This is a genomic window from Pseudomonas sp. I2 (genome assembly GCF_040984075.1).
Classification (GTDB): Bacteria; Pseudomonadota; Gammaproteobacteria; order Pseudomonadales; family Pseudomonadaceae; genus Aquipseudomonas; species Aquipseudomonas guariconensis_B.
In genome coordinates this window covers 1-23399 of sequence record NZ_JBCGFQ010000051.1, presented here as the reverse complement: position 1 = coordinate 23399, position 23399 = coordinate 1, and the positions used below count along the sequence as shown (strand labels likewise).

Annotated in this window: 24 protein-coding genes and 1 pseudogene; 15 read left to right on the top strand and 10 right to left on the bottom strand. The window is 65.1% G+C overall.

Features of this window, described 5'->3' with window-relative positions:
* Positions 1 to 3 precede the first annotated feature (3 nt).
* Positions 4 to 909, top strand: a complete 906-nt coding sequence (gene argB / locus WCE05_RS21545; protein ID WP_225786758.1) for an acetylglutamate kinase — start codon at positions 4 to 6, stop codon at positions 907 to 909.
* Positions 910 to 994: 85 nt separating this feature from the next.
* On the opposite strand, the gene pyrE is transcribed toward argB, so the two are convergent.
* Positions 995 to 1636: an orotate phosphoribosyltransferase gene (gene pyrE, locus WCE05_RS21540; RefSeq protein WP_170033799.1), complete on the bottom strand. Its 642-nt coding sequence runs from the start codon at positions 1634 to 1636 to the stop codon at positions 995 to 997.
* A gap of 80 nt (positions 1637 to 1716) precedes the next feature.
* Between pyrE and WCE05_RS21535 the strand changes: the two genes are divergently transcribed.
* A complete protein-coding gene (locus WCE05_RS21535; RefSeq protein WP_368816528.1) occupies positions 1717 to 2496 on the top strand; it encodes an exodeoxyribonuclease III in 780 nt (259 codons plus the stop codon).
* Between the two features lie 146 nt (positions 2497 to 2642).
* Here the strand turns inward: WCE05_RS21535 and WCE05_RS21530 are convergent, their stop codons facing one another.
* Both WCE05_RS21530 and rph read right to left on the bottom strand, forming a co-directional pair.
* Entirely contained in the window at positions 2643 to 3011 is a 369-nt protein-coding gene (locus WCE05_RS21530) for a DUF4870 domain-containing protein (protein WP_253080391.1), read from the bottom strand.
* 25 nt (positions 3012 to 3036) lie between these two features.
* A complete protein-coding gene (rph, locus tag WCE05_RS21525; RefSeq protein WP_225786761.1) occupies positions 3037 to 3759 on the bottom strand; it encodes a ribonuclease PH in 723 nt (240 codons plus the stop codon).
* 227 nt (positions 3760 to 3986) lie between these two features.
* Here rph and WCE05_RS21520 point away from each other — a divergent pair, with 227 nt between their 5' ends.
* Positions 3987 to 4850, top strand: a complete 864-nt coding sequence (locus WCE05_RS21520) for a YicC/YloC family endoribonuclease (RefSeq protein WP_225786762.1) — start codon at positions 3987 to 3989, stop codon at positions 4848 to 4850.
* Between the two features lie 12 nt (positions 4851 to 4862).
* A complete protein-coding gene (gmk, locus tag WCE05_RS21515; RefSeq protein ID WP_225786763.1) occupies positions 4863 to 5483 on the top strand; it encodes a guanylate kinase in 621 nt (206 codons plus the stop codon).
* Between the two features lie 65 nt (positions 5484 to 5548).
* Here the strand turns inward: gmk and WCE05_RS21510 are convergent, their stop codons facing one another.
* The 3 genes from WCE05_RS21510 to WCE05_RS21500 all read right to left on the bottom strand — a co-directional run bounded on the left by WCE05_RS21510 (position 5549) and on the right by WCE05_RS21500 (position 9366).
* Positions 5549 to 7093, bottom strand: a complete 1545-nt coding sequence (locus tag WCE05_RS21510; RefSeq protein ID WP_225786764.1) for an APC family permease — start codon at positions 7091 to 7093, stop codon at positions 5549 to 5551.
* Positions 7094 to 7205: 112 nt separating this feature from the next.
* Positions 7206 to 7979 carry a gamma-glutamyl-gamma-aminobutyrate hydrolase family protein gene (locus tag WCE05_RS21505; RefSeq protein ID WP_225786765.1) on the bottom strand — a complete coding sequence of 258 codons (774 nt, stop codon included), beginning with the start codon at positions 7977 to 7979 and terminating at the stop codon, positions 7206 to 7208.
* Between the two features lie 4 nt (positions 7980 to 7983).
* Positions 7984 to 9366: a glutamine synthetase family protein gene (locus tag WCE05_RS21500; protein WP_225786766.1), complete on the bottom strand. Its 1383-nt coding sequence runs from the start codon at positions 9364 to 9366 to the stop codon at positions 7984 to 7986.
* A gap of 207 nt (positions 9367 to 9573) precedes the next feature.
* On the opposite strand from WCE05_RS21500, the gene WCE05_RS21495 reads away from it, so the two are divergent.
* The 5 genes from WCE05_RS21495 (at position 9574) to WCE05_RS21475 (ending at position 14299) form a co-directional block, all read left to right on the top strand.
* Entirely contained in the window at positions 9574 to 10449 is an 876-nt protein-coding gene (locus WCE05_RS21495) for a LysR family transcriptional regulator (RefSeq protein WP_225786767.1), read from the top strand.
* Positions 10450 to 10678: 229 nt separating this feature from the next.
* Complete coding sequence (gene rpoZ / locus WCE05_RS21490) at positions 10679 to 10942, top strand: DNA-directed RNA polymerase subunit omega (RefSeq protein ID WP_225786768.1); 264 nt, start codon at positions 10679 to 10681, stop codon at positions 10940 to 10942.
* Between the two features lie 59 nt (positions 10943 to 11001).
* Entirely contained in the window at positions 11002 to 13110 is a 2109-nt protein-coding gene (spoT, locus tag WCE05_RS21485; RefSeq protein ID WP_225786769.1) for a bifunctional GTP diphosphokinase/guanosine-3',5'-bis pyrophosphate 3'-pyrophosphohydrolase, read from the top strand.
* 23 nt (positions 13111 to 13133) lie between these two features.
* Positions 13134 to 13514 carry a RidA family protein gene (locus WCE05_RS21480; RefSeq protein WP_043209898.1) on the top strand — a complete coding sequence of 127 codons (381 nt, stop codon included), beginning with the start codon at positions 13134 to 13136 and terminating at the stop codon, positions 13512 to 13514.
* Positions 13515 to 13567: 53 nt separating this feature from the next.
* Complete coding sequence (locus WCE05_RS21475; RefSeq protein ID WP_368816527.1) at positions 13568 to 14299, top strand: hypothetical protein; 732 nt, start codon at positions 13568 to 13570, stop codon at positions 14297 to 14299.
* An 81-nt stretch (positions 14300 to 14380) separates the two neighbouring features.
* On the opposite strand, the gene WCE05_RS21470 is transcribed toward WCE05_RS21475, so the two are convergent.
* The gene (locus tag WCE05_RS21470; RefSeq protein ID WP_368816526.1) at positions 14381 to 15238 is read right to left on the bottom strand and encodes an NAD-dependent epimerase/dehydratase family protein; all 858 of its coding nucleotides are present in this window, start codon (positions 15236 to 15238) and stop codon (positions 14381 to 14383) included.
* Between the two features lie 192 nt (positions 15239 to 15430).
* On the opposite strand from WCE05_RS21470, the gene exbB reads away from it, so the two are divergent.
* The 6 genes from exbB (at position 15431) to WCE05_RS21440 (ending at position 22178) form a co-directional block, all read left to right on the top strand.
* Positions 15431 to 16426 (top strand): tonB-system energizer ExbB, encoded by a 996-nt coding sequence (gene exbB, locus WCE05_RS21465; RefSeq protein ID WP_225786772.1) that lies wholly within the window; start codon positions 15431 to 15433, stop codon positions 16424 to 16426.
* Positions 16427 to 16429: 3 nt separating this feature from the next.
* On the top strand, positions 16430 to 16858 hold the full coding sequence (exbD, locus tag WCE05_RS21460) for a TonB system transport protein ExbD (RefSeq protein WP_225786773.1): 429 nt from the start codon (positions 16430 to 16432) through the stop codon (positions 16856 to 16858).
* Positions 16855 to 17592, top strand: coding sequence for an energy transducer TonB (locus WCE05_RS21455; protein ID WP_225786774.1), 738 nt, complete (start codon positions 16855 to 16857; stop codon positions 17590 to 17592). Before exbD ends, WCE05_RS21455 begins: the two co-directional genes overlap by 4 nt.
* Before the next feature lie 94 nt (positions 17593 to 17686).
* The gene (locus WCE05_RS21450; RefSeq protein ID WP_225786775.1) at positions 17687 to 18613 is read left to right on the top strand and encodes a hydrogen peroxide-inducible genes activator; all 927 of its coding nucleotides are present in this window, start codon (positions 17687 to 17689) and stop codon (positions 18611 to 18613) included.
* 4 nt (positions 18614 to 18617) lie between these two features.
* Positions 18618 to 20696, top strand: a complete 2079-nt coding sequence (recG, locus tag WCE05_RS21445) for an ATP-dependent DNA helicase RecG (RefSeq protein ID WP_368816525.1) — start codon at positions 18618 to 18620, stop codon at positions 20694 to 20696.
* Between the two features lie 78 nt (positions 20697 to 20774).
* On the top strand, positions 20775 to 22178 hold the full coding sequence (locus WCE05_RS21440; protein ID WP_368816524.1) for an HDOD domain-containing protein: 1404 nt from the start codon (positions 20775 to 20777) through the stop codon (positions 22176 to 22178).
* A 39-nt stretch (positions 22179 to 22217) separates the two neighbouring features.
* Here WCE05_RS21440 and WCE05_RS21435 read toward each other — a convergent pair whose 3' ends face one another.
* The 3 genes and pseudogenes from WCE05_RS21435 to WCE05_RS21425 form a co-directional block, all read right to left on the bottom strand.
* Positions 22218 to 22592: a helicase gene (locus WCE05_RS21435; protein ID WP_368816523.1), complete on the bottom strand. Its 375-nt coding sequence runs from the start codon at positions 22590 to 22592 to the stop codon at positions 22218 to 22220.
* Between the two features lie 154 nt (positions 22593 to 22746).
* Positions 22747 to 23046, bottom strand: coding sequence for an HU family DNA-binding protein (locus WCE05_RS21430; protein ID WP_225786779.1), 300 nt, complete (start codon positions 23044 to 23046; stop codon positions 22747 to 22749).
* Positions 23047 to 23233: 187 nt separating this feature from the next.
* Positions 23234 to 23399 (bottom strand): annotated as a pseudogene (locus tag WCE05_RS21425) (FAD-dependent oxidoreductase); the annotation flags it as partial.

Here is a 23399-nt window from a genome sequence, read left to right as displayed (position 1 = left end):
TGCATGACCCTCGATCGCGATGCCGCTTCCCAAGTCGCCAAGGTACTGTCCGAAGCGCTGCCCTACATCCGCCGCTTTGTCGGCAAGACCCTGGTGATCAAGTACGGCGGCAACGCGATGGAGAGCGAGGAGCTCAAGACCGGCTTCGCCCGCGACATCGTGCTGATGAAGGCCGTCGGCATCAACCCGGTGGTGGTGCACGGCGGCGGCCCGCAGATCGGCGACCTGCTCAAGCGCCTGTCGATCGAGAGCCACTTCATCGATGGCATGCGCGTCACCGACTCGGCGACCATGGACGTGGTGGAGATGGTCCTGGGCGGCCAGGTCAACAAGGACATCGTCAACCTGATCAACCGTCATGGCGGCAGCGCCATCGGCCTGACCGGCAAGGACGCCGAGCTGATCCGTGCACGCAAGCTCACCGTCACCCGTCAGACACCGGACATGACCCAGCCGGAGATCATCGACATCGGCCATGTGGGCGAGGTGGTCAGCGTCAACACCGAGTTGCTGAACATGCTGGTCAAGGGCGATTTCATCCCGGTGATCGCGCCGATCGGCGTGGGCGCCAACGGTGAGTCGTACAACATCAACGCCGACCTGGTCGCCGGCAAGGTGGCCGAGGCGCTGAAGGCCGAGAAGCTGATGCTGCTGACCAACATCGCCGGCCTGATGGACAAGCAGGGCCAGGTCCTCACGGGCCTGACCACCGAGCAGGTCAACGAGCTGATCGCCGACGGCACCATCTACGGCGGCATGCTGCCGAAGATCAAGTGCGCGCTGGAAGCGGTGCAAGGTGGCGTGAACAGCTCGCACATCATCGATGGCCGCGTGCCGAACGCGGTACTGCTGGAGATCTTCACCGACAGCGGCGTGGGTACCCTGATCACCAACCGCAAGCGGCATTGATCGCCTGCACCGGCGATAGGCCGCTGCAGACAACAGCACAAAAAGGCGACCTCGGAGGTCGCCTTTTTCATTACCTGTGTCAGGATCAGATCCCGTACTGCGCCCGATAGGCTTCCACAGCCGGCAGATGCTGCTTGAGCTGCGGATCGTCCGCCAGGAATTCCAGCACCTGGGTCAGCGAGACGATGCTCACCACCGGGATGCCGAAATCGCGCTCCACTTCCTGGATAGCCGACAGCTCGCCGTTGCCACGCTCCTCGCGGTTCAGCGCGATCAGCACGCCCGCGGCCTTGGCCTGCTGGGCATTGATGATCTGCATGACCTCGCGGATGGCGGTACCGGCAGTGATCACGTCGTCGATGATCAGCACCTCACCGGCCAGCGGCGCGCCGACCAGGCTGCCGCCTTCGCCGTGGTCCTTGGCTTCCTTGCGGTTGAAGCACCAGGGCACGTCGAGCTGGTGTTGCTCGGCCAGGGCCACCGCGGTGGCCGCCGCCAGAGGAATGCCCTTGTAGGCCGGGCCGAACAGCACGTCGAAGGGGATCTTGCTGTCGACGATGGCCGCCGCGTAGCAACGCCCCAGCTGGGCCAGGGCCGAACCGCTGTTGAACAGGCCGGCATTGAAGAAGTACGGGCTGGTACGCCCCGATTTCAGGGTGAACTCACCGAAGCGCAGAACCCCGCGATCGATGGCAAAACGAATGAAGTCGCGCTGATACGGCTGCATGAAGAGTCCCGGACACCACGGATTTAGCTAAATGGGTTGAGCTCGGGTATCATACACGCACGAGATTTTTGGGGCCATTTATGCGGATCATCAGTGTGAACGTGAATGGCATTCAGGCTGCGGCCGAGCGTGGATTGCTCAGCTGGCTGCAAGCCCAGAATGCCGACGTCATCTGCCTTCAGGATACCCGCGCCTCGGCCTTTGAACTCGACGACCCAGCTTTCCAGCTCGATGGCTATTTCCTTTACGCCTGCGACGCGGAAGTGCCTGCCCAGGGTGGCGTGGCACTGTATTCGCGGATGCAGCCCAAGGCAGTCATCACCGGCCTGGGCTTCGAGACAGCCGACCGCTACGGGCGTTACCTGCAGGCCGATTTCGACAAGGTAAGCATCGCCAGCCTGTTGCTACCTTCGGGAATGAACGGCGACGAAGACTTGAACCAGAAGTTCAAGTTGATGGACGATTTCGCCAAGTACCTGGACAAGCAGCGACGCAAGCGTCGCGAATACATCTATTGCGGCTCGCTCTACGTGGCGCAGCAGAAGCTCGACATCAAGAACTGGCGCGACAGCCAGCAGTCGCCGGGCTTCCTGCCACCGGAGCGCGCGTGGATGGATGCGATCATCGGCGACATGGGCTATGTCGATGCCCTGCGCGAAGTCAGTCGCGAAGGCGACCAGTACAGCTGGTGGCCCGACAACGAGCAGGCCGAGATGCTCAACCTGGGCTACCGGTTCGACTACCAGATCCTGACCCCGGGCCTGCGCCGCTTCGTGCGCAATGCGCGCCTGCCGCGTCAGCCACGCTTCTCCCAGCATGCGCCGCTGATCGTGGACTATGACTGGACGCTGACCATCTAAAGGTGGGGCCAGGTCCTTCGCGGGCAAGTCCACCCCACAAGTGCACCGCTGATTTTTCGAACAGCGACGTACCTGTGGGGGCGGACTTGCCCGCGAAGAGGACAGCACAAATGAAAAAGCCGACCTCGAGGTCGGCTTTTTCATTTCTATTTCAGCGGCCGCCAGATCAGCGGATAACGATACGGCTGCCCCTCGTTGGCCTTGACCCCGGCAAGAATGATCAGGATCAGCACCGCCACCACGAGGATGGCGAACAGCACGATCCCCACCAGAACGAACATCAGCAGGAAGCAGATGACCCCGGCGATGGTCACGCTGATCTGGAAGTTCAGCGCCTCCTTGCCCTGGGCATCGATGAACGGGTCCAGCTCACGCTTCCAGATCCACAGCACCAGCGGGCCCAGCAGGTGCCCGAGGGGCACCACCAGGCCGAGCAGCGCCGCGAGGTGACAGAACATCGCCCATTGCCGGATCTCGGCATTGGGCGGGGTGATCGGCAGGTTCGGATCGCTCATGTGCCTCCCCTCCTTGGCGTGGCGGTCAGTCGGCCAGCGAGGCCTGCTGTAGTTCGAAGATCTCGTTCATGCCCTTTTGCGCCAGGGCCAGCATGGCGTTGAAGTCTTCAGGCTGGAAGGGCGCGCCTTCAGCGGTGCCCTGCACCTCGATGAAGCCGCCCGCGCTGGTCATGACCACGTTCAGGTCGGTCTCGGCGGCGGAATCTTCCAGGTAGTCCAGGTCGAGCACCGCCTCGCCTTGGTACATGCCCACCGACACGGCGGCGATCATGTGCTTGAGCGGGTCGCCGCCCTTCAGGCCACCGCGCTTCTTGATCACGCGCAGGGCATCGACCAGGGCGACCATGGCGCCAGTGATCGAGGCGGTACGGGTGCCACCGTCGGCCTGGATCACGTCGCAGTCGACGTACAGGGTGACGTCGCCAAGCTTGCTCATGTCCAGCGCGGCGCGCAGGGAGCGGCCGATCAGGCGCTGGATCTCCAGGGTGCGGCCACCCTGCTTGCCGCGGCTGGCCTCGCGCTGGTTACGCTCGCCGGTGGAGCGCGGCAGCATGCCGTACTCGGCGGTCAGCCAACCCTGGCCCTGGCCTTTGAGGAAGCGGGGCACACCATTCTCGACGCTGACCGTGCAGACGACCTTGGTGTCGCCGAACTCGACCAGTACCGATCCCTCGGCGTGCTTGGTGTAGTTGCGGGTGATGCGGATCGAGCGGAGCTGATCGGCGGCGCGACCACTTGGACGTTTCATCTGGGATACCTGTACCGGGACATTTGAATCTGCCGAGCATTATAGAGCCCGCCGCCCCGGGAAGACATGCCTATTGTCGCGCCCCTGGCAGCCTGTCGACTTTTCCTGGTGACCGGCAAGCCCTTCTGTAGCATGGGCGGATTGGGCGGCCGCGCCGCACTGCGCTACAATCCTGCGCCTTGCAGCCGAAAGGCTTCCCCGTTCCCCATCTTTGCGAGGTACTCCCCATGGTGCATAGCATGACCGCTTTTGCTCGTGTCGAGCGCGCCGGCAGCCAAGGCACCCTGGTCTGGGAGCTGCGCTCGATCAACCACCGCTACCTGGAACCCCACCTGCGCCTGCCCGAGGCCCTGCGAGACCTGGAAGGCGCCGTGCGCGAAGGCCTGCGCCAGGGTCTGTCACGCGGCAAGGTGGAATGCACCCTGCGCTTGAACGAAGACAGCACCGGCAAGCCGTTGCAGGTCGATCGCGAGCGCGCCGCGCAACTGGTCGCCGCCGCCGAGAGCGTCGCCGCGCTGATCAAGCAGCCGGCGCCGCTCAATCCGCTGGAGGTCCTGGCCTGGCCGGGCGTGCTGGTCGCCGACGCCAGCGATCCCCAGGCCCTCAATGCCGAGGCCATGGCGCTGTTCGACGAAGCCCTCGAGCAGCTCAAGGCCGGCCGCCAGCGCGAAGGCCAGGAACTGGCCCGGCTGATCAACGAGCGCCTGGACGGCATGGCCAGCGAGGTCACCACCCTGCGCGCCCTGGTGCCGCAAATGCTGGCCGCCCAGCGGCAGAAGATCCTCGACCGCTTCAGCGACCTGCAGGCCGAGCTCGAGCCGCAGCGCCTGGAGCAGGAGATGGTCCTGCTGGCGCAGAAAAGCGATGTCGCCGAGGAACTGGATCGCCTGAACACCCATATCACCGAAGTGCGACGGGTGCTCAAGTCCGGCGGCGCCGCCGGCCGGCGCCTGGACTTCCTGATGCAGGAACTCAACCGCGAGGCCAACACCCTGGGCTCCAAGGCCTTCGACCCACGCAGCACCCAGGCGGCGGTCAACCTCAAGGTGCTGATCGAACAGATGCGTGAACAAGTACAGAACATCGAGTAAGGCCACCCCACCATGAATCACAGCAGCGGTACCCTCTACATCGTCTCGGCGCCGTCCGGCGCCGGCAAGACCAGCCTGGTCACGGCGCTGACCCAGGCCGACCCACAGATCCGCGTCTCGGTCTCCCACACCACCCGCGCCATGCGCCCGGGCGAGCAGCACGGGGTGAACTACCACTTCGTCGCCCACGAGGAGTTCAAGGTACTGATCGACAAGGGTGACTTCCTCGAGCACGCCGAGGTCTTCGGCAACTTCTACGGCACCTCGCGCAGCGCGTTGCAGCAGACCCTGGACCAGGGTTTCGACCTGATCCTCGAGATCGACTGGCAGGGCGCCCAGCAAGTGCGCGAGCTGATGCCGGAGGCCTTGTCGGTGTTCATCCTGCCGCCCAGCCAGGAGGCGCTGCGCCATCGCCTGGACAACCGTGGCCAGGACAGCGAGGCGATCATCGCCGGGCGCATGAAGGAAGCGGTCAGCGAGATGGTGCACTACGACGAGTACGACTACGTCATCATCAACGATGACTTCGACGTTGCGCTGGAGGACCTGAAGGCGGTGTTCCGCGCGAACCGCCTGCAGCTTCAGAAGCAGCAACAGCGCCACGGGGCGCTGCTCAAGCAACTGATCGGTTGACCTTCTGATCGGGGCCTCTGCGAGGCCCTTGTGTCGCGAAAAGGGGCGCAAAGCGCCCCCAAACATTATTCCTGCAGTTGCAAGGTGGCCTGCTGGCGCAAGGTCGCGCCGAGGAAGTACGCCGGTGCACGCCAGCGTGACAGCACCATCAGGACGATACCCAGCGCCGAAATGATCGCGGCGATCACGAATACCAGCCCCAGGCCGCCCACGTGCGAGCCACTGCCGAAGTCCGGCGAGGCACTGTCGATCGCGGTGCGCACGAAGATCACCGAGAGAATGACACCCCCGAGCAGCGGGCACAGGCCACGCATGAAGAAGTGGCGCAGGCTGTCGAACAGGCTGTGGCGGAAGTACCAGACGCAGGCGAACGCCGTCAGCGAATAGTAGAAGCAGATCATCATGCCCAGGGCGGTGATGGTATCGGCCAGCACGTTCTCGCTGAGGGTGCGCATGGTCACGTAGAACAGGCCTGCCGCGACGCCAGCGCAGATGGTGGCGTAGCGTGGCGTTTGCGAGCGTGGGCAGACGCTGGCGAAGCGCTGCGGCACGGCGCCGTAGTAACCCATGGCGAGCAGGGTGCGCGCCGGCGATACGAAGGTCGATTGCAGCGAAGCCGCGGTGCTCGCCAACACGGCGATGGACATCAGGATCGCCAGCGGCCCCATGACCGGACCGGCCAGGTGGGCGAAGACGTTCTCCTGGATACGCGGGTTGCCAAGGCCCAGGCCGACGTCGCTGATCCCGGCGAATTGCAGGGTAGCGATGGAAGTCAGCAGGTACAGGCCGAGGATCAGCAGCACGGTCCAGGTAGCGGCCTTGCCCGGTACCTCATCGCTGCCCACCGACTCCTCGCTGACCGTCAGGCACACGTCCCAACCCCAGAAGATGAAGATCGACAGGGACAGGCCCGCGGCAAAGGCGGAGAACGACTCGACGCCGAACGGGTTGAACCAGGCGAAATCGAACGCCAACGGTGGCGGCGCGGTGGTCTCGCCGAAAGCGGCGAAGGCAAAACCGATCAGCACCAGCAACTGCAGGGCGACCAACCCGTACTGCACGGTCATGGTGGTGCCCATGCCGCGACAACAGATCCACACCGCCAGGCCGATGAACACGCAACAGGTGGTGATGTTGACCAATAGGTTGTCGGCCAGCGCGGCCAGTGCAGAGTTGCCAGTGATCTGTCCGAGGAACAGGTAGAAGAAGTCGACGGCGACACCCGCCAGGTTGGACAGCACGATGGTGGTGGCGACCACCAGCCCCCAGCCGCCGATCCAGCCGATCATCGGGCCGAAGGCGCGGGCCGACCAGGTGAAGGACGTGCCGCTGTCCGGCTCGGCCGCATTCAGCTCGCGATAGCCGAGGGCGACCAGCAGCATGGGCAGGAAGCCGACGATGAACACCGCCGGAAGGTGGGCGCCGACTTCGCGCACGGTCGGGCCGAGCGCGCCGGTCAGGGTATAGACCGGGGCGATGGTGGAAATGCCCAGCACCACGCTGGCCAGCAGGCCCAGGCGGCCCTTGGCCAGGCCTTTGCTGGCGCGCTGAGTGTTGCCCGCGTCGGTCGCCCCATCGGGTGGGCGGCCGGCTTCTGTGTATTCGCTCATGAGTATGTGCCGTTGCTCTTGGTATTGTTTTCACAGGCCTTGCGAACAAGGCCCGCTTTCACTCATTGAAAGCTGCAGCAGGAAGCGGGTCATCCAAGACCTTCGGTTAACGTCAGAATGCGTTCTGGCGCGAAACCTCCCGTGCAGCATGGGCAATGCAGGCCTCGCGAAACGCCTGGAACAGGCGCAGGGAGACCGGGTTTTCGGCGAAACGCCATTCCGGGTGCCATTGCACGCCGAGCACGAAGCCCGGCGCGTCGCTCATGGACACCGCTTCGATCAGGCCATCCGGGGCCCGTGCCTCGACACGCAGCCCAGGGGCCAGACGGTCGATGCCCTGGCTGTGCAGCGAGTTGACCTCGAACTGCGCCGCCAGGCCCAAGCGCTCGAACACCCCACCCGGCTCGATGCCGACGGGGTGACGAGGGCTGTATTGCACCTCCAGGGGGGCGTCCACAGGTTCGCGGTGGTCCAGGTAGCCGGGCAGCTCATGCACCCGTTGGTGCAAGGTGCCGCCGAGGGCCACGTTCAGTTCCTGGAAACCACGGCAGATGCAGAACACCGGCACGCCGGCAGCGATCGCCGCCTGCAGCAACGGCAGGGTCAGGCGGTCACGCGCGGGGTCGTGGCGGGTCCCTTCCACGCTGGGCGCGCCATTGTAATGATGCGGCTCGACATTAGAAGGCGAACCGGTAAAAAGAATGCCATCGAGGTGGGCCAGCAGTGCACCGGGGTCGCTGGCCACGTCACGGGCCGGAAGGATCAGCGGGATCCCGGCGAAACCGGCCGCCTCGACATACTTGTCGCCCACCGTGTGCGACGAGTTCTTCCCCACCTGCTGGCGGCAGGCGCTGACACCGATCAGAGGAACCGCATTTGCGCTCATGGGCTTACACCGTGTGCAGGTACCAGTTGTACTCGAGGTCGGAGATCGACACTTCGAACTCGGCCAGCTCGCTTTCCTTGCAGGCGACGAAGATATCGATGTAGTCCGGGCTGATGTATTGGTTGAGGATCTCGCTGTCGTCCAGCGCGCGCAGGGCGTCGCGCAGGTTGTTCGGCAGGCTCTGCTCCAGTTGCTCGTACGAGTTGCCTTCGATCGGCGCGCCCGGTTCGAGCGTGTGGGTCAGGCCGTGGTGGATGCCAGCCAGGATCGCCGCCAGCATCAGGTACGGGTTGGCGTCGGCGCCGGCCACGCGGTGCTCGATGCGCACGTTCTCGCTGCTGTCGGTCGGTACACGAACGGCCACGGTACGGTTGTCCAAGCCCCAGCTCGGCGCATTCGGCACATAGAACTGCGCACCGAAGCGGCGGTAGGAGTTGACGTTCGGGCAGAGGAAGGCCATCGAGGCCGGCATGGTCTCCAGCACGCCGGCGACGGCATGGCGCAGCGGTGCGCTCTCGAGCGGATCATCGCTGGCGAAGAGGTTCTTGCCGGTCTTCTTGTCGAGCAGCGAGATGTGCACGTGCAAGCCGTTGCCTGCCTGGCCCGGGTAGGGCTTGGCCATGAAGGTGGTATCCATCTCATGGTCGTAGGCGATGTTCTTGATCAGGCGCTTGAGCAGGATCGCGTAGTCGCACGCCTTGAGTGGGTCGGCGACGTGGTGCAGGTTGACCTCGAACTGCGCCGGGGCGCTTTCCTTGACGATGGCGTCGGCCGGGATGCCCTGCTCCTTGGCGGCTTCGAGCATGTCCTGGAGGCAGTCGGCGTATTCGTCGAGGTCGTCGATCAGGTAGACCTGGGTCGACTGCGGGCGCTTGCCGGAGATCGGCGAGCGAGGCGGCTGCGGACGGCCGTTGAGGTTGTCCTGGTCGATCAGGTAGAACTCCAGCTCGAACGCCGCGCAGATGTCCAGGCCCAGGTCATCGAACCGGCTCACCACCTGGCGCAGCACCTCGCGCGGGTCGGCGAAGAACGGTGCGCCGTCCAGTTCGTGCATGGTCATCAGCAACTGGGCGGTGGGGCGCTTCTGCCAGGGCTCGTCGGCCAGGGTGCCGGGGATCGGGTAGCAGATGCGGTCGGCATCGCCGATGTCCAGGCCGAGGCCTGTGCTCTCGACAGTGGAACCGTTGATGTCCAGGGCGAAGAGGGAGGCCGGCAGGTTGATGCCTTTCTCGTACACCTTGTGCAGGCTGGCCCGCTCGATGCGCTTGCCACGTACCACGCCGTTCATGTCGGAGATCAGCAGGTCGACGAACTGCGTATCCGGGTGAGCCTCTAGGAATTCATTCATCTCGCTGGAAGAACTGGCGCACGGGGTGACCGACGTCATGGCTGTACATCCTTTGGTTCGGGGCGGCGATGTGGAGGGATACGGCTGGCGCCTCGCGGGCGGCGATGGTTGCTGCTGTTGTTCTTTTCACTTTCCCATCGTGGGGATCGGGTGCCGACCGGGTGCATTGATTCCCGGGGGCCGTTCCACTATAAAATGGCCTCAACGCAACAGACATTGGCATTTCGGCAAGCAGAGCGTGCACCAATGCAATATCAGATCACCCATGCCGACCTCTCCCTGGTCCTGGCCCTGGAGCGCGGTCGGTCGCTGGCCAAGGCCGCCGAACTGCTCAAGGTCGACGTCTCGACCGTGTTCCGCTCGATCCGTCGCCTGGAGTCGGCGCTGGGCACCGCCCTGTTCGTCAAGAGCCGCAAGGGCTACCTGCCGACCGACACCGCCCAGGCCCTGGCCGAACAGGCCGAGCGCGCCGAGCAGGCGCTGGACGCCGCACGCATCGCCCTGACCAGCGGCGAGCAGGTGGTCAGCGGCACGGTACGCCTGACCTGCACCGAGGCCGTGCTGCACAGCCTGTTGCTACCGGCGCTGGCGACCTTCATGCCGAACTACCCGGCGCTGTCCCTGGAGCTGGGTACCTCGAACACCTTCGCCAACCTCAGCCGGCGCGATGCGGACATCGCCCTGCGCCTGACCAATACGCCGCCGGAGCACCTGGTGGGGCGTTGCCTGGGCTCGACCTCCTATGTGCTGTGCGGCCACCCGCACTTTCGCGAACGCCTGGCCGAATCGCCGGCCAGCGTGCCGTGGATCGGCCCGGACGACGCCATGCAGGACCACCCCACGGTGGTCTGGCGCAACCAGCAGTACCCGGGGTTGATCCCGCGCTACCAGTGCAGCGGCATGTCGACCATCGCCCAACTGGTCAGTACCGGCATGGGCGTGGCCGCCCTGGCCGATTACATGGTGCATGCCATGCCCGGCGTCGAGGCGCTGAGCGGCCCCCTGCCCGGCTGCGACACCCAACTGTGGCTGCTGACCCGTCCCGACTGCCGTGCCCTGCGCTCGGTGCAGACCCTGTTCGAAGAACTCACCCCACGCCTGCGCGACGCCATGCTGCGCTGATGCGTCAAGGACGGTTGTAACAGGCCGCAGGGAACCGTTATCGTCAGGCATCGGTCCAGGTTTTACCTTGCAGCCCCTCCCGGGCGTGCCCGCGAAGAGCCGGACACAAGGCCGCCGGCCCCGCACCCGACAAAACAGCGCTTCCCTATTGGCTGGTGATTTTTTAAACTATCGAGTCCGCCCGCCCATTCTGGGCTGCACGCTTACCGCATTCGCTACGAGGAAGACCATGGCCCGCGTAACCGTTGAAGATTGTCTAGAACACGTGGATAACCGCTTTGAGCTGGTCATGCTCTCGACCAAGCGCGCCCGTCAGCTGGCCACCGGCGGCAAGGAGCCGAAGGTCGCCTGGGAAAACGACAAGCCGACCGTAGTCGCCCTGCGCGAGATCGCCGAAGGCATCGTCACCCCTGAGTTCATCGCCGCCGAAGAGATCGTCACCGAGGATCCGGTCTTCGCCGCGTTCGAGGACGAGAACAACGAGGCTGTCTGATCCATGCCCGGTCGACGTCGCGCGGCACCAGGCCCTCTTCCTCGGCAGGAGGTGAACCCATGCCGGGTATAGAAGCCCTCGCCGAACGGCTGTCGACCTACCTCGGCCATGACCAGGTCAACCTGGTCCGCCGGGCCTATTTCTATGCCGAGCAGGCACACGATGGCCAGCGCCGCCGCAGCGGCGAGCCCTACGTGACCCACCCGCTGGCGGTAGCCAGCATTCTCGCCGACATGCACATGGACCATCAGAGCCTGATGGCCGCCATGCTGCACGACGTGATCGAAGACACCGGCATCGCCAAGGAAGCCCTCAGCCAGCAGTTCGGCGAAACCGTCGCCGAGCTGGTCGATGGGGTCAGCAAGCTGACCCAGATGAACTTCGAGACCAAGGCCGAGGCCCAGGCGGAGAACTTCCAGAAGATGGCCATGGCCATGGCCCGCGACATCCGCGTGATCCTGGTCAAGCTGGCCGACCGCCTGCACAACATGCGCACCCTGGAAGTACTGTCCGGCGAGAAACGCCGGCGCATCGCCAAGGAAACCCTGGAGATCTACGCCCCCATCGCCAACCGCCTGGGGATGCACAACGTGCGCGTGGAGTTCGAGGACCTGGGCTTCAAGGCCATGCACCCGATGCGCTCGTCGCTGATCCACCGGGCGGTCAAGAGCGCCCGTGGCAACCGCAAGGAGATCGTCGCCAAGATCGAGCACTCCCTGGCCAACTGCCTGGCCGCGGACGGTATCGAGGGCGAGGTCAGCGGCCGGCAGAAGCACCTCTATGGCATCTACAAGAAGATGCGTGGCAAACGCCGCGCCTTCAACGAGATCATGGACGTGTACGCCTTCCGCATCATCGTCGACAAGGTCGATACCTGCTACCGCGTGCTCGGCGCCGTGCACAACCTGTACAAGCCGCTGCCCGGGCGCTTCAAGGACTACATCGCGATCCCCAAGGCCAACGGCTACCAGTCGCTGCACACCACGCTGTTCGGCATGCACGGCGTGCCCATCGAGATCCAGATCCGCACCCGCGAGATGGAAGAGATGGCCAACAACGGCATCGCCGCGCACTGGCTGTACAAGTCCAACGAGGACGAACAGCCCAAGGGCAACCATGCCCGCGCCCGCCAGTGGGTCAAGGGCATCCTGGAGCTGCAGCAACGCGCCGGCAACTCCCTGGAATTCATCGAGAGCGTGAAGATCGACCTGTTCCCCGACGAGGTCTACGTCTTCACGCCCAAGGGACGGATCATGGAGCTGCCCAAGGGCTCCACCGCCGTCGACTTCGCCTACGCGGTCCACACCGACGTCGGCAACAGCTGTATCGCCTGCCGCATCAACCGCCGCCTGGCGCCGCTGTCGGAGCCGCTGCAAAGCGGTTCGACCGTGGAGATCGTCAGCGCCCCGGGGGCCCGGCCAAACCCGGCCTGGCTCAACTTCGTGGTGACCGGCAAGGCGCGCACGCACATCCGCCATGCGCTCAAGCAGCAACGCCGCTCCGAGTCCATCAGCCTGGGCGAGCGCCTGCTGAACAAGGTCCTGACCGGTTTCGACAGCAGCCTCGACAAGATCCCGCAGGAACGTATCCAGGCGATCCTCACCGAGTACCGCCTGGAGCTGGTCGAAGACCTGCTGGAAGACATCGGCCTGGGCAACCGCATGGCCTACGTGGTCGCCCGTCGCCTGCTGTCCGCCGAGGGCGAGCAGCTGCCGGCACCGGAGGGCCCGCTGGCCATCCGTGGCACCGAGGGCCTGGTGCTCAGCTACGCCAAGTGCTGCACGCCGATCCCCGGCGACCCGATCGTCGGCCACCTGTCGGCGGGCAAGGGCATGGTCGTGCACCTGGAGAACTGCCGCAACATCAGTGAAATCCGCCACAACCCGGAGAAATGCCTGCAACTCTCCTGGGCCAAGGACGTCACCGGCGAGTTCAATGTCGAGCTGCGCGTCGAACTGGAACACCAGCGTGGCCTGATCGCCCTGCTGGCCAGCAGCGTCAATGCCGCCGACGGCAACATCGAGAAAATCAGCATGGACGAACGCGACGGCCGTATCAGCGTGGTCCAGTTGGTGGTCAGCGTGCGCGACCGCGTGCACCTGGCCCGCGTGATCAAGAAACTGCGTACCCTGACCGGCGTGGTCCGCATCACCCGCATGCGTACGTAGTCCGTCAACAGCAAGGAGTCAACATGACCAAGACCGTCATCAACAGCGACAAGGCCCCCGCCGCCATCGGCACCTACTCCCAGGCGATCAAGGCCGGCAACACCGTGTACATGTCCGGCCAGATCCCGCTGGACCCGAAGACCATGGAACTGGTCGAAGGCTTCGAAGCCCAGACCGTCCAGGTCTTCGAGAACCTCAAGGCCGTGGCCGAGGCCGCTGGCGGTTCGTTCAAGGACATCGTCAAGCTGAACATCTTCCTCACCGACCTGAGCCACTTCGCCAAGGTCAACGAGATCATGGGCCGCTACTTCGAGCAGCCCTACCCGGCCCGCGCCGCCATCGGCGTCGCCGCGCTGCCGAAAGGCTCCCAGGTCGAGATGGACGCCATCCTGGTCATCGAGTGACGCCCCTGGTGACGGGCGTCCAGCCCGTCACCTCTGCCCCAAGGTTTCCCATCATGCGCCATGCCCTGCCCCTTGCACTGGCAGCCCTGCTCTTGGGCGGCTGTGCCAGTCACAAGCCCGAAGACTACAACGGCACCTGGATCAACCAGGCGGCCATCGATGCCGCCGCCGAAGGCGGCAGTTTGCGCCAGGCCCTGTCCGAACAAGGCCCGGTATTCGAATGGAAGATCGACGTCGCCAACCAGCAGGCCAGCTTCAGCAACGGCTTCGAGGCGGCCGACGGGCGCCTGAGCGCCAGCGACAAGGACTGGCTGGTCACCTTCAACGGTGACGAGAACGGACAGCTCAAGCTCGACGGCAGCAAGCTGCAGGCCACCGACCAGGCCGGCAAGCGGCAGACGTTCGTGCGCGCCAAGCCTGCTGCGCCCGCCAATGCCCCGCTGGGCAGCAGCTTCGAGAAGGCACTGTACAAGGCGTACCTGGGCGGCGACTGGAAGATCGTCGAAGGCCCGGGCAAAGGCGCCTTGGTACGCTTCACCGACAACGGCAACGTCACCGGCCTGCCCGGCCCGGACCGCTATGCGCTGTGCCTGGCTGGCGCCTGCGCGACCATGGGCGGCGACAACGACAGCCTGTGGCTGGAGCGTAACCAGCGTGGTGCGCCGTGGATCTTCAAGCGCGACGACGACACCCTGGAGATCTTCCAGGCGCTCAACCGCGCCCAGCCGAACGAAATGCCGCAACTGGTACCCGGCGCCCGCCAGTGGGTGCTGGAGCGCGACTGACCCGGCCCGGGATTGCGGCGGTCGTACCGCCGCATTCGTGGGCAAGCCAATACAGGGTCCGAAGCGGCCCCAGCATCTGGCTCACCCCCGCCCTTCGAGGATCGCCGCATACCCTTCCCTGTAGCTCGGATACTGCGGCGCCCACCCCAGCGCCCGGGCCCTGGCATTGCGGCAACGCTTGCTGCCCGTGCGCCGTACCCGCTGCTCCTCGGACCAGTCGGTGACGCCCATGCGCTGGCGCAACCAGGCGACCACCTCGGCCAGCGGCGCCGGATCGTCATCGACACCGATGTAGCAATCCTCCAGCGCGACCCCATCGGCGTCGGCCTGCAGCAGGAAATCCAGCAAGCTCGCCGCATCCTCGGCATGAATGCGATTGCCGTACAGCGGCGGCTCCTCGGCCACGCGATAACCCTGGCGCACCTGGCTGAGCAACCATTCACGCCCCGGCCCGTAGATACCGGTCAAGCGCACCACACTGGCAGGGATGCCACTTTCCAGCGCCAGCCGCTCCGCCTCGAGCATGACACGCCCCGAATACCCCTGGGGCGCGGTGGCGGCGGTTTCGTCGATCCATTCGCCATCCTTCTGCGCATAGACGCTGCTGCTGGAGACGAACAGCAGCCGGCGCGGCCGCTGCCCCTTCTGCACCAACCACCCGAGCACATGGCGCAAACCCTCGACATAGGCAGCCTGGTACCCCGCCTCGTCATGCTGGCTGGCCGCCACGCAATACACCAGGTAATCCGGCGTGCGCTGCGGCCAGGCATCGGGAATACGGCCATCGGCCAGGTCGGCGGGAACCGGGTGAACGCCTTGCGGCAACTCGCCCACCGAGCGCCTCAGGCCCTCGACATGCCAGCCACGAGCGAGCAACCGGCGCGCCAGGCGCCCGCCCACATCCCCGCAACCTACGATCAATGCAGAACGACCTGACATTGCTAGACTCCTCCTTCCAAAGGCTCAGGCTAACGGGATTACACGATCAACGGTTATACAAAGGTGAAAAAAAGCAACGGCATTACTTCTGCTAACAAGAATTACTTGCAATAATGGCGCCCCTATCTGTTCTCGGCCCACCTCGAGGCTGTGGAGAACGTCACTCTTTTTTCTTCATCAGGTCCGGCCAGCATGACTCGTACTCAACCTTCCGCTTCGCCAACCACGCCGCGTGCATGGCGCGCCATCGCCGCGCTGATGTTCAGCCTGGTGCTGGCCCCGGTCGCCATGGCCGAAGAGCCTGTCGCACCGGCTGCCAATGTACCGGCCGCCACCGCCCCGGCTGACTCGGTCGCACCGGCAGGCGAGGCGCAGGCACCTGTTGCGCCTGCCGCCAACGCTGACACCGCTGCCCCGGCCCCTGCGGACGCCCAGGCGCCAGCCGGCGAGAACGTCGAGGCACTGGTCGAGGACACCACCCTGGGCATGGCCCATGACCTGTCGCCCTGGGGCATGTACAAGAACGCCGACGTGGTCGTCAAAGCCGTGATGATCGGCCTGGCCATCGCCTCGATCATCACCTGGACCATCTGGATCGCCAAAGGCTTCGAGCTGATGGGCGCCAAGCGTCGCCTGCGTGGCGAGGTCGAGGTCCTGAAGAAGGTCGCCAGCCTCAAGGAAGCCAGTGAAGCCTCGACCAAGGAGGGCACCCTGGCCCACACCCTGGTCCACGAAGCCCTCGAGGAAATGCGCCTGTCGGCCAACACCCGCGAGAAGGAAGGCATCAAGGAGCGCGTCAGCTTCCGCCTGGAGCGCCTGGTCGCCGCCAGCGGTCGCAACATGAGCAGCGGCACCGGCGTGCTCGCCACCATCGGCTCGACCGCACCGTTCGTCGGCCTGTTCGGTACCGTGTGGGGCATCATGAACAGCTTCATCGGCATCGCCAAGACCCAGACCACCAACCTGGCGGTCGTCGCCCCGGGTATCGCCGAGGCCCTGCTGGCCACCGCGCTGGGCCTGGTCGCGGCGATCCCGGCCGTGGTCATCTACAACGTCTTCGCCCGCTCCATCACCGGCTACAAGGCCCAGGTCTCCGACGCCTCGGCGCAGGTCCTGCTGCTGGTCAGCCGTGACCTGGACCACCAGGGCAGCGAGCGCGCCGCCCCGCACATGGTGAAAGTGGGGTAAGCCATGGGCCTGCATCTCAACGAAGGTGGCGACGACCTCGCCGAAAACCACGAAATCAACGTCACGCCCTTCATCGACGTGATGCTGGTGCTGCTGATCATCTTCATGGTCGCAGCCCCCCTGGCCACGGTCGATATCAAGGTCGACCTGCCGGCCTCGACCGCCAAGCCGGCCCCTAGGCCGGAGAAACCGGTGTTCGTCAGCGTCAAGACCGACAAGAAGCTGTACGTCGGCGACGATGAGGTGGCCCAGCACGACCAGCTTGGCGCGGTACTCGATGCCAAGACCAAAGGCGACAAGGAAACCACCATCTTCTTCCAGGCCGACAAGGGGGTCGACTACGGCGACCTGATGGAAGTGATGAACACCATGCGCGCGGCCGGCTACCTCAAGGTCGGTCTGGTCGGTCTCGAAACGGCAGCCAAGCAATGACGAAGAAGCGGTCCAACCTGCTGGCGCGCTACGGTACCAGCCTGGCGATCGTGCTCGGCGTGCATGCCCTGGCCGTGTTGCTGACGCTGAACTGGTCGGTGCCCCAGGCCATCGAGCTGCCGCCGGCCGCCATGATGGTCGAGCTGGCACCGCTCCCCGAACCTGCGCCGCCGCCACCACCGAAAGCCGCCCCCAAGCCACCGGCGCCGGTCGAAGAGCCGCCGCTGCCAAAGCTGGTGGAGGCGCCCAAGCCCAAGATCGCCATCCCCAAGCCGCCCAAGCCGAAGGCCAAGCCACAGCCGCCCAAGCCCGAGAAGAAGCCTGAGCCGCCGAAGGAACTGCCACCGGCCAAGGAGGAGGTAGCGGATACGCCGCCGAGCAACACGCCACCGCAGAAGTCCGCGGCACCCGCGCCGAGCATCGCCTCCAACAGCAATGCCCTGCCGACCTGGCAGAGCGACCTGCTGCGTCACCTGGCGAAGTACAAGCGCTATCCGGAAGACGCTCGCCGTCGCGGCCTGCAAGGCATCAACCGGCTGCGCTTCGTGGTCGACGCCGAGGGCAAGGTGCTGTCCTACGCCCTGGCCGGAGGTTCCGGCAGTGCGTCGCTGGACCGGGCGACGCTGGAGATGATCCGCCGGGCGCAGCCTGTGCCCAAGCCGCCGCAGGAGTTGCTGAACAATGGCACGATCGAGGTGGTAGCGCCGTTCGTCTACTCGCTGGACCGACGCTGACACTTTTGTTTCTGTCACAAAACGGCAAGTCTGATAACGTGCGTCTATCGATTGCAGCCGCTATGCTGGGGCCGCAACTTCATGGACGCACGTTATGACCCTCACAGAATTACGCTACATCGTCACACTTGCCCAGGAGCAGCATTTCGGCCATGCCGCCGAGCGTTGCCACGTCAGCCAGCCGACCCTGTCGGTCGGTGTGAAGAAGCTCGAGGACGAGCTTGGCGTGCTGATCTTCGAGCGCAGCAAGAGCGCGGTGCGCCTGACCCCGGTCGGCGAGAGCATCGTCGCCCAGGCGCAGAAGGTCCTGGAGCAGGCCCAGGGGATCCGCGAACTGGCCCAGGCCGGCAAGAACCAACTGACCGCGCCACTCAAGGTCGGCGCCATCTATACCGTCGGCCCCTACCTCTTCCCGCACCTGATCCCCCAGTTGCACCGGGTGGCACCGCAGATGCCGCTGTACATCGAAGAGAACTTCACCCACGTGCTGCGCGAGAAGCTGCGCAACGGCGAACTGGATGCGGTGATCATCGCCCTGCCGTTCAACGAGGCCGACGTGCTCACCCTGCCGCTGTACGACGAGCCGTTCTACGCCCTGATGCCTGCCGACCACCCGTGGACCGCCAAGGACACCATCGACACGGCCATGCTCAACGACAAGAGCCTGCTGCTGCTCGGCGAGGGCCACTGCTTCCGCGACCAGGTGCTGGAAGCCTGCCCGACGATCAACAAGGGCGGCGAAGGGTCCAAGCACACCACCGTGGAGTCCAGCTCGCTGGAAACCATCCGCCACATGGTCGCCTCCGGCCTTGGCGTGTCGATCCTGCCGCTGTCGGCGGTACACAGCCATCACTACGCCCCGGGCGTGATCGAAGTGCGTCCGCTGACCGCGCCTTCGCCGTTCCGCACCGTGGCCATCGCCTGGCGCGCCAGCTTCCCGCGGCCGAAGGCCATCGAGCTGCTTGCCGACTCGATCCGCCTGTGCTCGGTGGCCAAGCCGCCCGTGGAACAGCCGGCCTGATCCCATGACGGAGTTGTCGAAGGTCCCGGTCACGGTGCTGAAGGGGGTCGGCGAGGCCATGGCCGAGAAACTCGCCAAGGTTGGCCTGGAGAACCTGCAAGATCTGCTGTTCCACCTGCCCCTGCGCTACCAGGATCGCACCCGCGTGGTGCCGATCGGCGCCCTGCGCCCGGGCCAGGATGCCGTCATCGAAGGCGTGGTCAGCGGCGCCGACGTGGTCATGGGCAAGCGCCGCAGCCTGGTGGTGCGCCTCGGGGACGGCAGCGGCGTGCTGAGCCTGCGCTTCTACCATTTCAGCAATGCGCAGAAAGAGGGCCTCAAGCGCGGCACCCACCTGCGCTGCTACGGCGAGGCACGCCCCGGCGCCTCGGGCCTGGAGATCTACCATCCGGAATATCGCGCGCTCAATGGCAGCGAGCCGCCACCGCCGGTGGAGCAGACCCTGACGCCCATCTACCCGACCACCGAAGGGCTGACCCAGCAACGCCTGCGCCTGCTCTGCCAACAGAGCCTGGCCATGCTCGGGCCGCGCAGCCTGCCCGACTGGCTGCCGGAGGAGCTGGCGCGGGACTACAGGCTGGCCCCGCTGGACGACGCCATCCGCTATCTGCACAACCCGCCTGCGGATGCCGACCTGGAAGAGCTCGCCGAAGGCCATCACTGGGCCCAGCATCGCCTGGCCTTCGAGGAGCTGCTGACCCACCAGCTTTCCCAGCAGCGCCTGCGCGAGAGCCTGCGCACCCTGCGCGCGCCGGTATTGCCGAAGGCCAGCCGGCTGCCGGCGCAGTACCTGGCCAACCTCGGCTTCACCCCAACCGGTGCCCAGCAGCGGGTCGGCAACGAGATCGCCTACGACCTGAGCCAGCCCGAACCCATGATGCGCCTGGTTCAGGGCGACGTTGGCGCCGGCAAGACCGTGGTCGCCGCCCTGGCCGCCCTGCAGGCCCTGGAAGCCGGCTACCAGGTGGCACTGATGGCGCCGACCGAGATCCTCGCCGAACAGCACTACATCACCTTCAAGCGCTGGCTGGAGCCGCTGGGTATCGAGGTCGCCTGGCTCGCCGGCAAGCTCAAGGGCAAGGCCCGCGCCAGCGCCCTGGAACAAATCGCCAGTGGCGTACCCATGGTCGTCGGCACCCATGCGCTGTTCCAGGAAGAAGTGAAGTTCCGCCACCTGGCTCTGGCGATCATCGACGAACAGCACCGCTTCGGTGTCCAGCAGCGCCTGGCCCTGCGCCAGAAAGGCGTGGCCGGCGAGCTGTGTCCGCACCAGTTGATCATGACCGCCACGCCCATTCCGCGCACGCTGGCCATGAGCGCCTATGCCGACCTGGATACCTCGATCCTCGACGAGCTGCCACCGGGCCGTACACCGGTGAACACCGTCCTGGTGGCCGACAGCCGACGCTTCGAGGTGGTCGAGCGGGTCCGCGCCGCCTGCGCCGAAGGCCGCCAGGCCTACTGGGTATGCACCCTGATCGAGGAGTCCGAGGAGCTGACCTGCCAGGCGGCCGAAAGCACCTTCGAGGAGCTGGGCAGCGCCTTGGGCGAACTGCGCGTGGGCCTGATCCACGGGCGCATGAAGCCGGCGCAGAAGGCTGCGGTCATGGCCGAGTTCAAGGAGGGCAACCTGCAGCTGCTGGTGGCCACCACGGTGATCGAGGTCGGCGTGGATGTGCCCAATGCCAGCCTGATGATCATCGAGAACCCCGAGCGCCTGGGCCTGGCCCAGTTGCACCAATTGCGCGGCCGGGTCGGCCGGGGCAGCGCGGTCAGCCATTGCGTGCTGCTCTATCATCCGCCGTTGTCGCAGATCGGCCGCGAACGGCTGGGCATCATGCGGGAAACCAACGACGGTTTCGTCATTGCCGAGAAGGACCTCGAGCTGCGCGGTCCGGGCGAGATGCTCGGGACCCGGCAGACCGGCCTGCTGCAGTTCAAGGTCGCCGACCTGATGCGCGACGCCGACCTGCTGCCGGCAGTGCGCGATGCCGCCCAGGCCCTGCTGGCGCGCTGGCCGGACCACGTCAGCCCGCTGCTCGAACGCTGGCTGCGGCACGGCCAGCAGTATGGCCAGGTGTGACGTCCGTCTGCGAATGGATCCAGCTTCCTACATAGGCTGGTTATACTTCGCGTTTAAAGAAAAACTTGGATACAGACCATGACTGAAGTTGCTCTGGACACCGCAACCCCACACGTACCGTCTGTCATCCGGCTATTGCTCGAAAAGCTTGGCGTGGCCTACCACGAAGTGCCCGAGCACCTATCGCTGCCGGCCACCTCGCGGGTTCAGGCGATCCTCCTCGAGGACGAAGTCGGCGCCTTGATGGCGTTGTTCCCACAGAGCCAGCTGCTGGACCTCAATCGCCTGACCGAGCTGACCGGCCGTAAACTGGTGGCCGTGCCCATGGCGCGCCTCAAGCACATGCTCGACAAGCATGGCCTCAAGACCTTGCCCGGCATTCCGGCGCTGACCAGCTCCCCCTGCCTCTATGAAGAAAGCCTGCTGCACGCCGACAAACTGCTGATCCAGTCGGGCGAGAGCGGCTTGTTGCTGGAGATCGAACGCGACGCGTTCAAGCGGATGCTGAACAAGGCCAGCGTGGGCAGCTTCGGCGAAGCGGTCAAGGACATCCGCCCCAACCTCGATCGCCCAGCCGACGACCCCAAGGAAATCACCCAGGCCGTCCAGGCCTTCACCGCCCGGCGTATCCAGCAACGCCTGGAGCAGACGATCGAGATTCCACCACTGGCGGACACCGCGCAGAAGATCATCAAGCTGCGTGTCGACCCCAATGCCAGCATCGACGACATCACCGGCGTGGTGGAGACCGATCCGGCCCTGGCCGCCCAGGTGGTCAGCTGGGCAGCGTCGCCCTACTACGCCTCACCCGGCAAGATCCGCTCGGTGGAGGATGCCATCGTGCGCGTGCTGGGCTTCGACCTGGTGATCAACCTCGCCCTGGGCCTGGCCCTGGGCAAGGCCATGAGCCTGCCCAAGGATCATCCGCAGCAGGCCACGCCGTACTGGCAGCAATCGATCTACACCGCCGCGGTGATCGAAGGGCTGACCCGGGCCATGCCCCGAGCGGAGCGTCCGGAAGCCGGCCTGACCTACCTGGCCGGCCTGCTGCACAATTTTGGCTACCTGCTCCTGGCCCATGTCTTCCCGCCGCACTTCTCGCTGATCTGCCGGCACCTGGAGGTCAATCCGCACCTGAACCACACCTTCGTGGAGCAGCACCTGCTGGGCATCAGCCGCGAACAGATCGGCGCCTGGCTGATGAAGCTGTGGGACATGCCGGAGGAGCTGTCGACCGCGTTGCGCTTCCAGCACGATCCGTCCTATGACGGCGAATATGCGGCCTTCCCTAACCTGGTCTGCCTGGCGACACGCCTGTTGCGCACGCGCGGCATCGGCTCGGGGCCCGAGGCGCCGATCCCGGATGCCTTGCTGGAACGCCTGGGGTTGAGCCGGGAGAAGGCCGAGGAGTCGGTCGACAAGGTGCTGGCGGCCGAGACCCTGCTGCGGGAGCTGGCTTCGCAGTTCAATGCGCCGCATTGATGCCCAGTGGGGATGTCCCTGTAGAAGCAAGCCTCGGCGTCAGCTTTTCTTCTTCGGCTTGAGGTACTTCATCAGCCCCTGGAACCAGATGACCAGGGCCGGGTTGCCCTTGATCTGGATGCTCTTGTCCTGGATGCCCTGCATGAAGGCCAGTTGCTTGTTGGCGGCCTGCAATGTGGCGAAGCCATAGGCGGCATCCTTGAAGGCAATGGCAAAGGCAGGTTGTGGGTGCTGGCCGCTCTTGCTGCTGACGCGCTCACCGCTGACGATGAAATGCCGGGCGACCTTGCCGTCCAGGGTCTGCATCTGGAATACCAGGTCCTTGTCGCGCAATTGCTGCTGGAAGGCCGGATTGTTGCGGCTGGCCCTGGCCATCAGCAGACCCATGGCCCAGAGAAGAAAGCGGAACTTCATCAACGCGCCTCGACTTGAATGTGACTGAGCCGCGCAGTTTATCCCTTTATTGAACCTGCGATGCAAATCTGTTTTACCAGCTTTTGCCATGCCAACACGCACAACGGGCGCCCAAGGGCGCCCGTTCGAATAACGCTGGCTTGTAGGGCGTGGATCACTTGCCCTTCTTGGCAGCCTTGACGGGTTGGTTGACGCTGTCGCGTAGGTTCTTGCCAGGCTTGAAGGCGACGGTATTGCTGGCCTTGATCTTCACCGGTTGACCGGTTTGCGGGTTCTTGCCGGTGCGGGCACCGCGATGGCGTTTTTCGAAGGTGCCGAAACCGACCAGGGTGACGGTGTCCTTGTCGAGCGCACCGGTGATGCTGTCGAGAATCGCGTTAAGGACCTGGTTGGCCTTTTCCTTGGTCAGATCGGCCTTTTCGGCGATAACGGCGGCGAGTTCTGGTTTACGCATAGTGAAGCCTCTTGGACGGGATTTCTTGTTGTTATGCCGTGCTGCCCGATAGGCAGCGTTCAAGGCACCGCAGGCTCTAAACTGCGGCAGACGGGAATGAGGATGGCACGCTCACCGGAGCCGCGCCAGTACCTGGGCGGCCATTGTCGCGTCAAGAACAGGATATATCCGACAGAACGCCAGCCATTCACGCCATCAAGGGTGGCAACTGCCGATTCAGCGCCAGCTTTTCCATGACCGCCGTGCCCGTCAGCGCGTAACCCAGCAACCGGCCTTCGCGGTCATGGCAGAGCACCTTGAGGTCGGCGCCCTGCCCTTGCACCTGCCAGGTACCGTCGTGGCCGGGTGGGGGC

What these genes read in the sequence shown, in the direction of transcription:
- rph (WP_225786761.1), bottom strand. Translation starts at nt 3,759, where the DNA reads ATGAAACGTCCAAGTGGTCGCGCCGCCGATCAGCTCCGCTCGATCCGC.
- WCE05_RS21510 (WP_225786764.1), bottom strand. Translation starts at nt 7,093, where the DNA reads ATGAGCGAATACACAGAAGCCGGCCGCCCACCCGATGGGGCGACCGAC.
- WCE05_RS21530 (WP_253080391.1), bottom strand. Translation starts at nt 3,011, where the DNA reads ATGAGCGATCCGAACCTGCCGATCACCCCGCCCAATGCCGAGATCCGG.
- WCE05_RS21455 (WP_225786774.1), top strand. Translation starts at nt 16,855, where the DNA reads ATGACGAAGAAGCGGTCCAACCTGCTGGCGCGCTACGGTACCAGCCTG.
- rpoZ (WP_225786768.1), top strand. Translation starts at nt 10,679, where the DNA reads ATGGCCCGCGTAACCGTTGAAGATTGTCTAGAACACGTGGATAACCGC.
- WCE05_RS21440 (WP_368816524.1), top strand. Translation starts at nt 20,775, where the DNA reads ATGACTGAAGTTGCTCTGGACACCGCAACCCCACACGTACCGTCTGTC.
- exbD (WP_225786773.1), top strand. Translation starts at nt 16,430, where the DNA reads ATGGGCCTGCATCTCAACGAAGGTGGCGACGACCTCGCCGAAAACCAC.
- WCE05_RS21435 (WP_368816523.1), bottom strand. Translation starts at nt 22,592, where the DNA reads ATGAAGTTCCGCTTTCTTCTCTGGGCCATGGGTCTGCTGATGGCCAGG.
- WCE05_RS21535 (WP_368816528.1), top strand. Translation starts at nt 1,717, where the DNA reads ATGCGGATCATCAGTGTGAACGTGAATGGCATTCAGGCTGCGGCCGAG.
- exbB (WP_225786772.1), top strand. Translation starts at nt 15,431, where the DNA reads ATGACTCGTACTCAACCTTCCGCTTCGCCAACCACGCCGCGTGCATGG.
- WCE05_RS21475 (WP_368816527.1), top strand. Translation starts at nt 13,568, where the DNA reads ATGCGCCATGCCCTGCCCCTTGCACTGGCAGCCCTGCTCTTGGGCGGC.
- WCE05_RS21430 (WP_225786779.1), bottom strand. Translation starts at nt 23,046, where the DNA reads ATGCGTAAACCAGAACTCGCCGCCGTTATCGCCGAAAAGGCCGATCTG.
- WCE05_RS21500 (WP_225786766.1), bottom strand. Translation starts at nt 9,366, where the DNA reads ATGACGTCGGTCACCCCGTGCGCCAGTTCTTCCAGCGAGATGAATGAA.
- WCE05_RS21450 (WP_225786775.1), top strand. Translation starts at nt 17,687, where the DNA reads ATGACCCTCACAGAATTACGCTACATCGTCACACTTGCCCAGGAGCAG.
- WCE05_RS21520 (WP_225786762.1), top strand. Translation starts at nt 3,987, where the DNA reads ATGGTGCATAGCATGACCGCTTTTGCTCGTGTCGAGCGCGCCGGCAGC.
- WCE05_RS21505 (WP_225786765.1), bottom strand. Translation starts at nt 7,979, where the DNA reads ATGAGCGCAAATGCGGTTCCTCTGATCGGTGTCAGCGCCTGCCGCCAG.
- spoT (WP_225786769.1), top strand. Translation starts at nt 11,002, where the DNA reads ATGCCGGGTATAGAAGCCCTCGCCGAACGGCTGTCGACCTACCTCGGC.
- WCE05_RS21480 (WP_043209898.1), top strand. Translation starts at nt 13,134, where the DNA reads ATGACCAAGACCGTCATCAACAGCGACAAGGCCCCCGCCGCCATCGGC.
- recG (WP_368816525.1), top strand. Translation starts at nt 18,618, where the DNA reads ATGACGGAGTTGTCGAAGGTCCCGGTCACGGTGCTGAAGGGGGTCGGC.
- argB (WP_225786758.1), top strand. Translation starts at nt 4, where the DNA reads ATGACCCTCGATCGCGATGCCGCTTCCCAAGTCGCCAAGGTACTGTCC.
- pyrE (WP_170033799.1), bottom strand. Translation starts at nt 1,636, where the DNA reads ATGCAGCCGTATCAGCGCGACTTCATTCGTTTTGCCATCGATCGCGGG.
- gmk (WP_225786763.1), top strand. Translation starts at nt 4,863, where the DNA reads ATGAATCACAGCAGCGGTACCCTCTACATCGTCTCGGCGCCGTCCGGC.
- WCE05_RS21470 (WP_368816526.1), bottom strand. Translation starts at nt 15,238, where the DNA reads ATGTCAGGTCGTTCTGCATTGATCGTAGGTTGCGGGGATGTGGGCGGG.
- WCE05_RS21495 (WP_225786767.1), top strand. Translation starts at nt 9,574, where the DNA reads ATGCAATATCAGATCACCCATGCCGACCTCTCCCTGGTCCTGGCCCTG.